The sequence below is a fragment of the Ruegeria sp. CK2 genome (assembly GCF_056536585.1).
Genome location: NZ_JBQFPW010000005.1, coordinates 111,344 through 124,703, shown reverse-complemented (window position 1 = coordinate 124,703; position 13,360 = coordinate 111,344). Strand labels below are relative to the sequence as shown.

The 13,360-nt window shown below is 56.6% G+C and carries 10 protein-coding genes; 7 read left to right on the top strand and 3 right to left on the bottom strand.

The genetic code is table 11. From position 1 onward, the window contains the following. Nucleotides 1-113: 113 nt before the first annotated feature. Entirely contained in the window at nt 114-1,829 is a 1,716-nt protein-coding gene (locus tag ACR0BU_RS09900) for a SulP family inorganic anion transporter (protein ID WP_480737088.1), read from the top strand. Here ACR0BU_RS09900 and ACR0BU_RS09895 read toward each other — a convergent pair. Further along, nucleotides 1,826-2,605: a DeoR/GlpR family DNA-binding transcription regulator gene (locus ACR0BU_RS09895; protein ID WP_298934427.1), complete on the bottom strand. Its 780-nt coding sequence runs from the start codon at nt 2,603-2,605 to the stop codon at nt 1,826-1,828. The two genes, ACR0BU_RS09900 and ACR0BU_RS09895, sit on opposite strands and share 4 nt — an antisense overlap. Nucleotides 2,606-2,810: 205 nt before the next feature. On the opposite strand from ACR0BU_RS09895, the gene ACR0BU_RS09890 reads away from it, so the two are divergent. From ACR0BU_RS09890 to ACR0BU_RS09865, 6 genes are all read left to right on the top strand, one after another. Then, nucleotides 2,811-3,758: an ABC transporter substrate-binding protein gene (locus tag ACR0BU_RS09890; protein ID WP_298934430.1), complete on the top strand. Its 948-nt coding sequence runs from the start codon at nt 2,811-2,813 to the stop codon at nt 3,756-3,758. Between the two features lie 69 nt (nt 3,759-3,827). Continuing rightward, a complete protein-coding gene (locus tag ACR0BU_RS09885) occupies nt 3,828-4,850 on the top strand; it encodes a quaternary amine ABC transporter ATP-binding protein (RefSeq protein ID WP_480737085.1) in 1,023 nt (340 codons plus the stop codon). Continuing rightward, nucleotides 4,847-6,838: an ABC transporter permease gene (locus ACR0BU_RS09880; RefSeq protein ID WP_480737083.1), complete on the top strand. Its 1,992-nt coding sequence runs from the start codon at nt 4,847-4,849 to the stop codon at nt 6,836-6,838. Before ACR0BU_RS09885 ends, ACR0BU_RS09880 begins: the two co-directional genes overlap by 4 nt. Before the next feature lies 1 nt (nt 6,839). Then, on the top strand, nt 6,840-7,721 hold the full coding sequence (locus tag ACR0BU_RS09875; protein ID WP_480737082.1) for a phosphotransferase: 882 nt from the start codon (nt 6,840-6,842) through the stop codon (nt 7,719-7,721). 8 nt (nt 7,722-7,729) lie between these two features. After that, nucleotides 7,730-10,174: a GcvT family protein gene (locus ACR0BU_RS09870; protein ID WP_480737080.1), complete on the top strand. Its 2,445-nt coding sequence runs from the start codon at nt 7,730-7,732 to the stop codon at nt 10,172-10,174. Beyond that, nucleotides 10,171-11,010, top strand: coding sequence for an inositol monophosphatase family protein (locus ACR0BU_RS09865; protein ID WP_480737078.1), 840 nt, complete (start codon nt 10,171-10,173; stop codon nt 11,008-11,010). Before ACR0BU_RS09870 ends, ACR0BU_RS09865 begins: the two co-directional genes overlap by 4 nt. Before the next feature lie 77 nt (nt 11,011-11,087). Here the strand turns inward: ACR0BU_RS09865 and ACR0BU_RS09860 are convergent, their stop codons facing one another. After that, nucleotides 11,088-12,644, bottom strand: a complete 1,557-nt coding sequence (locus ACR0BU_RS09860; RefSeq protein WP_480737077.1) for an ATP-binding protein — start codon at nt 12,642-12,644, stop codon at nt 11,088-11,090. Then, complete coding sequence (locus ACR0BU_RS09855) at nt 12,638-13,324, bottom strand: response regulator transcription factor (RefSeq protein WP_480737076.1); 687 nt, start codon at nt 13,322-13,324, stop codon at nt 12,638-12,640. The genes ACR0BU_RS09860 and ACR0BU_RS09855 overlap by 7 nt, the downstream gene beginning before the upstream one ends. Nucleotides 13,325-13,360 lie beyond the last annotated feature (36 nt).

The following is a 13,360-nucleotide window of genomic DNA, read 5'->3' as shown; positions in this document are numbered from 1 at the left end:
CGCCGAAATCCAGAACGGCTGATCTATTCGGGCCCATCCTCATTTTGTCCAACCATTGTCAGGTGGTCAGAGCTGTAAGGCTCTGACGGCCGCCGTTTCAGGGCGTTGATCCGATGCAAAGTTTTCTTCGATACCTCCCCATCCTTGAATGGGGCCGTCAGTATGATCGGGCAGCGCTGTCCAACGATCTGATTGCGGCAGTGATTGTCACGATCATGCTCATCCCGCAATCGCTGGCCTATGCGTTGCTGGCCGGGCTGCCGCCCGAAGCGGGGATTTACGCGTCGATCGCGCCGATCATTCTATACGCGATATTTGGCACCAGCCGGGCGTTGGCGGTCGGACCGGTGGCCGTCGTGTCCTTGCTGACAGCATCAGCAGTGGGGCAGGTGGCGGAACAGGGCACGGCGGGTTACGCGGTGGCTGCGCTGACGCTGGCCTTTCTATCGGGGGGGTTTCTGATGTTGCTTGGTGTGTTTCGCCTTGGTTTTCTGGCCAACTTCCTCAGCCATCCGGTCATCGCCGGGTTTATTACTGCGTCCGGTATTCTGATCGCAACCAGCCAGCTTAAGCACATTCTGGGCGTCGAGGCGCACGGGCATACTCTGCCCGAAATGCTGGGCTCAATCCTGGGCCATCTTGATCAGGTCAACGGCATTACGGTGATCATTGGTGTCTTGGCCACGGGGTTCCTGTTCTGGGTTCGTAAGAACCTAAAGCCAATACTGCTCCGTCTAGACATCCCACCCCTTTTAGCGGATGTGATGACCAAGGCCGGCCCTGTGGCGGCCGTCGTTGCAACAACAGTTGCCGTCTGGGCAATGGGGCTGGCAGGCCATGGCGTCAAGATTGTAGGCGAGGTTCCGCAAAGTCTGCCACCGCTGACAATGCCCGGGTTTTCGCCCGATCTGGTCAGTGCATTGCTGATGCCCGCGATCCTGATCTCGATCATCGGCTTCGTCGAAAGCATTTCGGTCGCGCAAACGCTGGCTGCCAAAAAGCGGCACAGGATCGATCCAGATCAGGAACTGATCGGGTTGGGCGCGGCCAATCTGGGCGCCGCCTTTAGCGGTGGTTATCCTGTCACGGGCGGATTCGCGCGATCTGTTGTCAATTTCGACGCAGGCGCCGAAACCCCCGCTGCCGGAGCCTACACCGCGATTGGTCTTGCGTTCGCGGCCGTGTTCCTGACGCCGCTTGTCCACTTTCTGCCCAACGCGACGTTAGCCGCAACGATCATCGTGGCCGTGCTCAGCCTGGTGGATATGTCGATCCTAAAAAAGACCTGGCGGTATTCCCGAGCCGATTTCACCGCTGTTGCTGCAACCATCGTGCTGACTCTTATGATGGGGGTCGAGGTTGGTGTGGCCAGTGGCGTCGCCACCTCGATCCTGCTGCACCTCTACAAAACGTCGCGACCTCACGTGGCCGAGGTTGGACTGGTGCCCGGTACTCAGCATTTCCGCAACATCCTACGCCACAAGGTAGAAACCGACCCTAAACTAGTGACGCTGCGGGTGGATGAAAGCCTGTATTTCGTCAACGCACGGTTCCTTGAGGATCTGACCCAATCGCGTGTGACCGACGGGTGTGAGATCCGCAATGTCGTGCTGATGTTTTCGGCGGTGAACGAGGTTGACTACTCGGCGCTGGAAAGCCTTGAGGCAATCAATCACCGGCTGCGCGACATGGGTGTCGGACTGCACCTGAGTGAGGTCAAAGGGCCGGTCATGGATCGGCTTAAGACCTCGCATTTTCTGGATGAGCTGCACGGTCAGGTGTTTCTGTCGCAATATGATGCGTGGAAAACCCTCGCGTCCAGAATTTAGTTTGCGACAACCAGATCGATGTCACGATCCCGAAGCATTGTGGCGATCTCGGCAGGGGGGTCTTGATCTGTCACCAGAACATCCAGTTGCACCGAGTTATCCAACGCAATCGGCGCGCGTTTGTTGAACTTTTCACCATCGGCGACGGCAATGCGAATCTGGGCGTTCTTCGCCGCGATTTTGGTCAGGTTGGCCTCTTGCAGGTCGTGCAGCATAAAGCCCATTTCAGCACTGATTGCGCCGATCGAAAGTATCGCAAACTGAACATTCAGTTTTTGCACAAGCTCAATCGCCTCGGCGCCAAATGCGCCCCCATCGTGCTGACGCAGCTCGCCGCCCGCCAAAAAGACTCGATTGCTGTTATGTGAGCTGAGGGTATACGCGACAAAAACCGAGTTGGTCACGATCAGCAAATTTGATCTGACTTTGAGTGCAGTTGCCACATATGCCGTCGTCGATCCGATGTCCAGAAACACAGAATCTCCATCGCTTATCATCTCAACGACGGAAGCGGCCAATCTGGCCTTTTCCTGTGCATGCGTGTCCATTCGGCTTTGAAAAGGTTGCTCTGTGACAGATTCAACAAGATGAACACCGCCATGGACCTTGCGAACGGCCTGCGCATCCTCAAGCGTTCGGATGTTCCGGCGGATCGTCTCGTTCGAAACATCCAGTCGATTTGCCAAATAGCTGACGCGGCACGAACCACCAGCGCGCTGCAATTCCCGCAGAATCTCTTCCTCACGCTGGTTCGTGGTTTTTCTTGGTCTCGTCATGGTGCCTCCGCACGGTGTGATAAGAAGCGCTGTGGTGAAACGCAACAAAAAGCCTAGTTTCCGGTGCCAAACTCCAGAATATTGAGGCTTTTAGGTGATAATTTGTGACATTATGTGGTTTTAATTGACTGATATGCAAATTTTCCGCAGTCTGTTTTCAATAAGAAGAACAATACTCACAAAAAGCCACAACCGGGAGCAAGAGATGACACGAAAAATCAGTGCCTTGGGCGCATTCGCCTTCGCAGCAACGACATCGATATCCGCAGTTTGGGCGGCAGAATCATCCGATCCGATCAAGCTGACGCTGCACGACTGGTCGGGCCAATTGATCAACACCAAGATCATGGGCTCGATCCTGCAAGAGGCGGGATACAACGTTGAATATGTGCAAGCCGACTACATCGCACAGTTTGCGGGTCTTAAGACCGGCGACCTGCACCTGGCAATGGAAATCTGGGAAACCACTGGTCGCGAAGCGTTGGACGAAGCCACCGCCACCGGCAATGTGGTCAATGTGGGTGAGACCGGGCTGATGGCGATCGAAGAGTGGTGGTACCCCTCGTACATGAAAGACCGCTGCCCCGGCCTGCCGAATTGGGAGGCGCTGAAAGACTGCGCAGAAGAATTCGCCACAGCTGAAACCGATCCGATGGGACGCTACGTAGGTGGCCCCGTAACCTGGGGTGGCTTTGACGAAGAACGTGTTGAGGCGTTGGAGCTTGAATTCGAAGTTGTCCACGCCGGCACTGATGCCGCCTTGTTTGCCGAGTTGGAATCTGCGTACCAGCGCGAAGATCCAATCATGCTTTGGGTCTATGTCCCGCATTGGGCTCCGGCAAAATACGATGGCGAATTCGTCGAATTCCCACCGTTCTCAGCGGAATGCTATTCGGACCCATCGGTCGGCGTGAACCCAAATATGGCCTATGATTGCGGCAAGCCCCGAGGCCCGATTTGGAAAGCGGCCTGGTCGGGTCTGCAGGAAAAATGGCCCGGCGCTTATGACATCATCGAAGCCTACACCATCGAAAATGACGAAATGAGCGCCATGGTCGGCAAGGCAGACCTGGAGGGGGTCGAAATCGACACTGTGGTTGCGGATTGGATGCAGACCAACAAAGATCGCTGGTCTGGTTGGGTCTCGAAGTAATCCGTATGGCCGGGGCAGCCTCCTCTCTCTCGCCCCGGTCCTTTTCCAGCCTTTCGACCGGAACGCAAAATGACTCCGAAGACGAAATTGTCCTGCCGTAATGTTTGGAAACTCTACGGTGCCAACGCTGCGTCTTTGTTGCAGCGATCCCCTGATCCGACTGAACAGGATATCCGCTCGGCCGGTGTCATAGGCGCAGTGCGTAAGGCGAATATCGAAATTGCCGAGGGTGAGATTTTTGTCATCATGGGCCTGTCCGGGTCTGGCAAATCCACCCTTGTGCGGTGCCTGTCGCGCCTGATCGAACCCACCGGTGGTGAGGTGTTGTTTGACGGGATTGATCTGCTGCGCGCCAGCGATGCCGAGCTGATCGAAATCCGACGCCACAAGATGGGCATGGTATTTCAGCATTTTGCACTGCTGCCACATCTGACTGTTCTGCAAAATGTTATGTTCCCTTTGACGATACAGGCCGTTCCGAAACCGGACGCCGAATCAAAAGCGCGCGAGGTTGTCGAACTGGTCGGCCTTGAAGGGCGCGAGGACAATTACCCGCGCGAACTGTCCGGCGGGCAACAGCAACGTGTGGGCATCGCCCGCTCATTAGTCACTGAGCCGGACATTTGGTTTCTGGATGAGCCCTTTTCCGCACTTGATCCGTTGATCCGACGTGAAATGCAGGATGAGTTTCTGCGTCTTCAGGAACGACTGCATAAGACAATTGTCTTTATCACCCATGATTTCGAAGAGGCCGTCCGCCTCGCTGATCGCATCGCGATCATGAAAGATGGTGAAGTGATCCAGATCGCCACCCCCGAACAATTGGTGATGAACCCTGCCACAGATTACGTGGCCGAATTCACCCATCACATTCCGCGATCCAAGGTCCTGACCGTCGGCGGCGTGATGAGTGGCGAATTGCGTGGCGAAGGCGATCCCATCCCGCTGAATACAAAAGTGTCTGATGTCGCCGAACAGATCATCGCCGCAGACGCGCCCCTGCCGGTATCAGACGGGGCAGGGCAAGTGGTTGGGTCAATCGACCGCAAAGCAGTTGCACGTGTGCTGTTCGGCAAGGGCGATCCCGCATGATCGGTCTGACTCGAAATCAGACAGTCATTCTGGGACTGGTGATCTTTACGATCCTGCTTGGGTATTTCGGGCGCGACCTGTCCAAGACGCTGGATGCCCGATGGCTGACAAAGTTCCCATCGGCTTGGGTGATCCCGTTCAAAACGTATATCTCGTCGGCGATGGCGTGGTTGATCGAAGATGCCGCCGTCGGGCCGGTGTCTTTCACCGATGTGACGCGGGCCATCGCTTGGATCATTGAGCAGCCTTACAACCTTGTTCTGTCCCTCTTGGCGGACGGGTTTGTCCGCGGTCAGGGGAATGACGCGCGGGTCCTATTGCCCGCAATCAGCTGGATCGTAGTGACGACCGCCGTTGTTGCATTGGGCCAGTATTGCCGCGATTGGGGATTGGCCATACTTGTCGGCGCGTGCTTCCTGTATCTGGCGATCTTTGGCCAATGGGACAGCGCCATGGTCACGTTGGCATCGGTTTTGATTGCGGTGCCGATTGGCGCGGGTGGCGGGTTGATGCTGGGCATTCTGGCCTATCGCCACCCGGTGTTCGAACGCATCATCTCGCCTATCCTCGACCTGATGCAAACAATCCCGATCTTTGCCTACCTTGTGCCTATTCTGTTCATGTTTGGGTTTGGCCCAATCTCTGCACTGGTTGCGACAATCATCTATGCCACACCACCCATGGTGCGCATCACCACCTTGTCGCTGAAAGCCGTTGACCCCGAAATTTTGGATTTTGGCCGCACGGCGGGTTCCACCAAGCGGCAATTGATGTGGAGGATTCTTGTGCCTTCGGCCCGTCATAGCCTGATGGTCGGCGTGAACCAGGTTATCATGCTGACACTGAACATGGTTATCATCGCCTCGATGATCGGCGCGGGCGGGCTGGGGTTTGACGTGCTGGCTGCATTGCGTCGGCTTGATATTGGCGCCGGGTTCGAGGCTGGCATCGCCATCGTTGTCCTGGCCATCGCCGTAGACCGGCTGAGCCAGGCCTTTGCCGAGCGTATGGGTCAGGTCCATAAACCTGCCGCTGGCACGTGGGTGCACAGGCACCGCCGCACAACACTGGTTCTGATCTTGCTGGTTCTGACCTGGGTGCTTGGCCAATTCTCGCCCCTATTGCTGGAATACCCCGAGAGCCAGACAATCACCACTGGTGCCTTCTGGGATGACACGGTCAAATACCTGAATGTGAACTATTTCGACACGTTCGAAGCGATCAAAGTCTTTTTCCTGAACTGGTTTATGATCCCGATCAAAAAGGTTCTGCTGGGTATCCCGTGGCTTTGGGCAATTGCAATGCTGACCTTGCTGGGCTGGCATGCGGGGGGCTGGCGGCTGGCACTGCTGTGTGGCGGCATGGCGTCGTTGATCCTGCTGTCGGGCCTATGGGCTAAGGCAATGGTCACGGTCTATCTGTGCGGCGCGTCGGTGATCCTGGCGACGTTGATCGGGGTTCCGATGGGAGTTCTGGCGGCATTGAACAAACGTGCGGGCACCGTGATCAACCTGCTGATCGACACGCTGCAAACCTTGCCCAGCTTTGTCTATCTGATCCCGGTGGTGATGCTGTTCCGCGTTGGGGATTTCACAGCGCTGATCGCCATCGTGCTATACGCGCTGGCCCCGGCGGTGCGCTATGCCGCCCACGGGGTGCGATCAGTCAGCGAGGATCTGATCGAGGCCGGGCTTGTCTCGGGCTGCACACCCGGACAGCTGTTGCGCCATATCCGTTTGCCAATGGCTCTGCCCGAGATCCTTCTGGGTATCAACCAGACGATCATGCTGGCCCTCTCCATGCTGGTGATAACCGCCCTGGTGGGCACGCGCGATCTGGGTCAGGAGGTCTATATTGCCCTGACCAAGGCAGATACCGGCCGGGGGCTGGTTGCAGGGCTGTCCATCGCATTCATTGCAATTATCGCCGACAGGTTGATCAATGCCGGTGCACGTCAGGCCCGCATCCGCTTTGGACTGGAGAGTTGAGATGAATCAATCCGATCTGATGACCCGCATCCGCGCGTTGCCCATCTGGCAGGGTGACATCACAGCCCAGCCTCTGGTTGGTGGCATCACCAACATCAATTATCTGGTTCAGGACAGGGCAGGCAAATTTGTCGTGCGTGTGGGCGCAGATATTCCTCTGCATCAGGTCATGCGCTTTAACGAATTAGCGGCAAGCAAGGCAGCACATGCCGCAGGGCTTTCACCGGCGGTGGTTTATGCTGCGGGCGATCTGACGGTTCTGGATTATGTCGAAAGCCGCACGTTGACCGAAGAGGATGTGCGCCAGCCCGATATGCTGCCCCGTATTCTGGAGTTGGTGAAATCTTGCCATCGCGATGTTCCCAAATATCTACGCGGCCCATCGCTGGTGTTCTGGGTGTTTCATGTCATCCGGGACTATGCCGCAACGCTGAAAGACCGAGGAAGTTCGCATCTGTCACTGGTGCCCGAGCTTGTCGAGGCGGGCAATCACCTCGAACAGGAGGCCGGGCCCTATGACATTGTGTTCGGCCATAATGACCTGCTGAGCGGCAATTTTCTAGACGATGGGAGCCGACTGTGGCTGATCGATTTCGACTATGCCGGGTTCAACTCACCGCTGTTCGATCTGGGTGGTCTGGCCTCGAACAACGGCCTGTCTCCACAACAGGAAGACTGGATGCTGCAGACCTATTTTGAGGCTCCGGTGACGGCTGATCTGCGCCGCCGTTACAGCGCAATGAAATGCGCTTCTTTGTTGCGGGAAACCATGTGGAGCATGGTTTCCGAACTGACATCTGACATCGACTTTGACTACGCGGCGTACACAGCCGAAAACCTCGTGCGGTTCCGCACGGCCCTGGCAGATTTCAAAAATACCTGAGGACAGATATGACAGAACTCCCCTCTTCTGCAAAAGCGGTCATTATTGGAGGCGGTATCATCGGTTGCTCGACTGCTTACCATCTGGCCAAACTGGGCTGGACCGACACCGTTTTGCTGGAACGTAAAAAGCTGACCTCGGGCACGACATTTCATGCGGCGGGGCTGGTGGGCCAGCTACGCTCGAATGCCAATATCACCCAGCTGCTGGGATACTCGGTGGACCTGTACAAGAAGCTCGAAGAAGAAACCGGGCTTGGCACGGGGTGGAAGATGAATGGTGGGCTGCGTCTGGCCTGCAATCAGGAACGCTGGACCGAGGTGAAGCGACAGGCCACGACGGCCCATAGTTTTGGTCTGGACATGCAGTTGCTGACGCCGAAAGAGGCACAGGATTTGTGGCCGCTGATGGACATCTCTGACGTCATTGGCGCGGCCTTCCTGCCAACCGATGGGCAGGCGAACCCGTCTGACATCACGCAGGCTTTGGCCAAAGGGGCCCGCATGGCAGGTGCCAAGATATTCGAGGATACCAAAGTCACGGACTTGGAGGTCGAGAACGGCAAGATCCGTGCTGTTGTCACCGAGAATGGGCGCATCGAATGCGAAAAGGTCATTGTCTGCGCCGGTCAATGGACTCGCGATTTTGCATCGCGATTTGGTGTCAACGTGCCGCTGGTGCCGATGGAGCACCAATACATGGTGACCGAGCCCTTTGGCGTTCCCGGTGACCTGCCAACCCTGCGCGACCCCGACCGGCTGACCTACTACAAGGAAGAGGTCGGCGGGCTGGTCATGGGCGGCTATGAACCCAACCCGATCCCCTGGGCGAAGGACGGCATTCCAAAGGGCTTTCACTACACTTTACTCGATAGCAGTTTCGATCACTTTGAACAGATCATGGAGCTATCACTTGGCCGCGTGCCAGCGCTGGAGACGGCTGGGATCAAAACCCTGACCAACGGACCCGAAAGCTTTACTCCGGATGGCAATTTCATCGTCGGCGAAGCGCCCGAGCTCAAGAATTTTTTCGTGGGCGCGGGGTTTAACGCCTTTGGTATCGCGGCAGGTGGCGGGGCTGGCATGGTGCTGGCGGAATGGGCTGCAAAGGGTGAACCTCCGTTCGATCTTTGGTCTGCGGATATCCGTCGCTTTGGGCGCCCGCATTTCGACACGGATTGGGTACGCACCCGCACCGTCGAGGCCTATGGGAAGCACTACACCATGGCGTGGCCGCATGAGGAACATGACTCGGGCCGGCCCTGCCGGAAATCTCCTTTGTATGACGCGCTGAAACAGCGAGGCGCGTGTTTTGGCGAGAAGCTGGGCTGGGAACGGCCCAACTGGTTCGCGGATACAGCTGCGGGTGAGGTCGCCAAAGACGATTACAGCTTTGGCCGTCAAAATTGGTTCGCCGCCGTGGGTCGTGAACACAAGGCTGCACGCGAGGCTGCGGTGCTGTTCGACCAGACCTCATTCGCCAAGTTTTCTTTGAAGGGTTCAGATGCGCTAGCGGCTATGAACTGGATTTGCGCCAATGACGTGGACAAGCCGGTGGGCGCACTGATCTATACACAGATGCTGAACGACAAAGGCGGGATCGAATGCGATCTGACCGTCGGTCGTGTGGCGCATGACGAGTTCTACATTGTCACCGGCACCGGCTTTGCCACCCATGATTTTGACTGGATCAGCCGCAACATCCCCGACGGCCTGAATTGCCAGCTGTTCGACATCACCTCGTCCAATGCAGTTTTGTCCCTGATGGGGCCCAAGGCGCGGGAAGTTCTGACGGCTGTAACACGCGACGATGTCTCGAATGACGGGTTCAAATTTGGCACCATCCGCACCATTGGCATCGCCGGATGCCCGGTCAAAGCGCTGCGCGTAACTTATGTGGGTGAGCTGGGGTGGGAATTGCACTTGCCGGTTGAATACGCCCACACCGTCTATGATGCGTTGATGCAAGCAGGCAAACCGCACGGATTGGTGAATGCTGGCTACCGCGCCATTGAAAGCCTGCGCCTGGAGAAAGGCTACCGCGCATGGGGGTCGGATATCGGCCCCGACCATACCCCGTTTGAGGCTGGTCTCGGATGGGCGGTCAAGCTGCGCAACAACACAGATTTCAAAGGTCGTGCAGCGTCCGAGCGGCAAAAAAGCGAGGGCGTCAAGAAGGTGCTGGCCTGCTTTACCGTCGATCCCGACGTCGTTCTGCTGGGTCGCGAGACGATCTATCGCAATGGCGAGCGGGTTGGGTGGCTGACCTCGGGTGGCTACGGATACACAGTTGGCAAATCGATTGGCTATGGCTATGTGCGCGATGCGGATGGCGTGACATCCAACGACGTTCTGTCCGGAGCTTATGAACTGGAGGTTGCAACAGAACGTGTCGCGGCCAACGTGCAGTTGGAGCCCCTATATGACCCCAAAATGCAGCGGGTCAAACTATGACAAGACTTTCTTCGCACGGCGGGCATGCTTTGCCTCTTTCTGATCCGAACAAGGTTACGCATCTAGAGCCGCTTGCCGATTTTGGCGCGCATGCCAAACAGATCACCCAAATTGCTTCAGAGATTGCGATGGACCACTTTCGCAATACTCTGGATGTGTCCTTCAAGTCTGATGAAAGCCCGGTGACACAGGCAGATAAGGCTGTCGAAGCGGCTGTGCTTGCCTATCTGGAAGGTCATTTGCCTGATCACGGGGTTTATGGCGAAGAATACGGGCAAATGAGGCTGAACAGTGAATACCTGTGGGTTGTCGATCCGATTGACGGCACGCGATCTTTTTTGTCCGGCCATCCCCTGTTCGGCTTTTTGCTGGCGTTGTTGCAGAACAGCGAACCTCAGATGGGCATCGTCGCGATGCCAGCCTTGAACGAGGTCTATATGGGCGTGAAAGGGAAAGGTGCGTGGTTAAATTCTGACCCGATATCCGTTTCAAATGCCACCCGTATGGACCGCTCGATCCTTTACATCAACGAGGGCGACAAGATTTTTCAGAGTGAACCACAGCTGTTCAATCGGTTGATGCAATCCGGGCAGACCCGCCGCTTCGCATATGATTGTTATCCGCATGCACTGTTGGCGGCGGGTCACATCGATTTGGTGTTCGACTATGACCTTCAGCCCTATGACTTCATGGCGGTTTCTGCGTTGGTTCACGCCGCCGGTGGTGTGGTGACTGACTGGGAAGGTAACCCGGTGGATTTATCCTCGGACGGTCGGATCATTTCCGCGTCAACGCCAGAATTGCACCAGCAGGCGCTTGCGTTGGTCAACGCGTAAGGCGCGGTGGGTCTGCTCAACCATTGCCTATGGACCGAACTGGTGCCTTTGTCGGGGTCGGCACTTCTTGTAAGACTTTAGAACTCCAACCGAAACGTGGCGCCGGTTTCGACCGGCAATGCTTCGATCCGCGCGCCAGCCTGATCAAGTATCGCCGCAACGATGGCCAGCCCCATTCCGGTCCCACCTGCATCCCGTCTGGTTGTGAAGAAAGGTTCCGCAATGCGCGCACGGTTTTTCTGGGAAATCCCGCTGCCATTGTCCGCTATCAGCAGGCTGTTTGAGATGACATCAAAGGTCATTGTCACTTCGGTCGCGCCATGTTGCAGCGCATTCTGGAAAAGATGATGCAAAACGATCTGACCTTGGTCTTTCGACAGCGGAAGGCATGTATCCGGATCAACCTGCAGATGAACCTCTAGGTCGGAAAACTCGACTGAGGCTGCCGCAACCATGTCGCTAAGCAGCGTAGGTGTCCGGTCAGTCTGAACACTTACCCTGGCCAATTCGCGCATCCTGCCAAGAAGCGCATTCATGCGCTGACCTTCTTCCTGAATGTTGGACACCAGCTTTTTGTACCTGTCGCCCGCCATATCCGGATTACTGTCGGCCAGCAGTTCCGCCGCGCCGATGATGGCGGTGACGGGGGATTTCAGCTCGTGTGTGACATGGGTTGTGTAGGTTTCGATTGCCGCGGACCGCTCGGACAAAGTTGACGCCATGGATACAACGTTGTCACCCAAATCTGCGAGTTCCTGAACGCCGTAGTGGCGCACCGGGCTTGGGACTTGTTTCACCCCGCTTGCAACATCTCTGCTCTGTCTGCTGAGGTCATGGATCGGGCGCGAAATAAGGCGCCACAGAAGCGCGCCAACCAATGCGGCTGACAGCACCATAAAAATCGCCAACAACCCCAGCGTATATCGTTCCTGAAACAGGAATTTCCGCAGGTCCATTGGTGTCCGCGACAGGTAAACGGCGCCGATAACGCGGTTCTCCAATACAACAGGGTGGGCCACAAAAACCCGGTACGAGGTGTCCCGGCTTAGGGAATTCATCACATGTCGTTTGGTCTGATCGTCCCGGAATCGCAGCAGCGTCCCGGTATCGCCGCGCAAAGCTTGCGCAACCTCGGGGACATGCGCGAAGGACCCTGCCATGGATCCGCTGCTGGCAATGATCTGACCGGAGTGATCCAGGAAAAGATAACCTGAAAGCGTGGTTTTCTTGGCCTTCGCGGCCAGATGCGACAGCTCGTCGGATATTTTGGCATAAGGCGGATCAACCTCGTCCGACGTGGTCACCGGGTCTGGGCGGGGGGGTGATACCTGTCCGTGGAACAAATCTAACTTGGGCGGAATCGGGTGATAGTCCTGCGCAAGAAACGCGATGTGTTCTGGGGACATCTCGTGCCCAACCTGCGGTGAGGGCTGATGTTCAGCAAAGGCTTTGGCATAAACCTCGGCGAATACAGCGGCCTGCGCCATCAGGCTTCTCTCGGTTTCCCGCGCGAATTGATTGCTGGACAACCGGGCCCCTAGCACGCCGACAATTGGCAAAGCCACGAGGCACAGGCAAACCATCGAAATCACCAAGGCCAGTGATGGGCGCCATTTTCGCGCGACCTTCAGCACTGACAGTTGCCTAGCTTTACCCCAACCCCATGAACGGTCTGGATTAGTTCCGGATAGCCAAGAATGCGTGCTTTTTGACGGATGTTGCGGATGTGGCTGTCTACCGTGCGACCGGAGAGATATGTGTTTCGTCCATAAACCAGCTCAATCAGCTGCGACCGCGAAAAGACCCGGTCAGGGGCTTTTGTCAGGATCGACAACACCGCGAATTCGATACCGGTCAGTTGAACCTCGGCATCTGCAAGGGTGCAACGATGGGCGGTCTCGTCCAGACGCAAATCCTGATAGACCGTTGATGTGTCTTTCGGGGTTGGCAAAACCGCCCGCGCCAGAATGGCTTTGATCCGCAGCACCAGCTCGCGCGGACTGAACGGTTTGGTGACATAGTCATCCCCACCGGTTTGAAAGCCCAGAATGCGGTCAATCTCCTCATCGCGGGCCGTTAGAAACAGGACGGGCACCGACGATGTCCGACGTAATTCCTGACACGTGTCCAGCCCGTCCATATCCGGCATACCGATATCCAGCACAATCAGATCGGCGGGGTGATCTGAAAAACGCTCCAGCGCGTCCAACCCGGTTGCGGCTTCTGTCGTTTGAAACCCCGAGTCCTCCAACGCAAAGCGTACGACATCGCGAATGCGGGCATCGTCATCTACGATAAGGATGTGGTTCGCCATGGGTGTCTGCCGTTGAATTTGCGCTGTTGTGTCGAT

Bases quoted from the DNA above. Each gene is read 5' to 3' on its own strand.
- ACR0BU_RS09895 (WP_298934427.1), bottom strand. From the start codon at position 2,605: ATGACGAGACCAAGAAAAACCACGAACCAGCGTGAGGAAGAGATTCTG.
- ACR0BU_RS09890 (WP_298934430.1), top strand. From the start codon at position 2,811: ATGACACGAAAAATCAGTGCCTTGGGCGCATTCGCCTTCGCAGCAACG.
- ACR0BU_RS09865 (WP_480737078.1), top strand. From the start codon at position 10,171: ATGACAAGACTTTCTTCGCACGGCGGGCATGCTTTGCCTCTTTCTGAT.
- ACR0BU_RS09880 (WP_480737083.1), top strand. From the start codon at position 4,847: ATGATCGGTCTGACTCGAAATCAGACAGTCATTCTGGGACTGGTGATC.
- ACR0BU_RS09900 (WP_480737088.1), top strand. From the start codon at position 114: ATGCAAAGTTTTCTTCGATACCTCCCCATCCTTGAATGGGGCCGTCAG.
- ACR0BU_RS09855 (WP_480737076.1), bottom strand. From the start codon at position 13,324: ATGGCGAACCACATCCTTATCGTAGATGACGATGCCCGCATTCGCGAT.
- ACR0BU_RS09885 (WP_480737085.1), top strand. From the start codon at position 3,828: ATGACTCCGAAGACGAAATTGTCCTGCCGTAATGTTTGGAAACTCTAC.
- ACR0BU_RS09870 (WP_480737080.1), top strand. From the start codon at position 7,730: ATGACAGAACTCCCCTCTTCTGCAAAAGCGGTCATTATTGGAGGCGGT.
- ACR0BU_RS09875 (WP_480737082.1), top strand. From the start codon at position 6,840: ATGAATCAATCCGATCTGATGACCCGCATCCGCGCGTTGCCCATCTGG.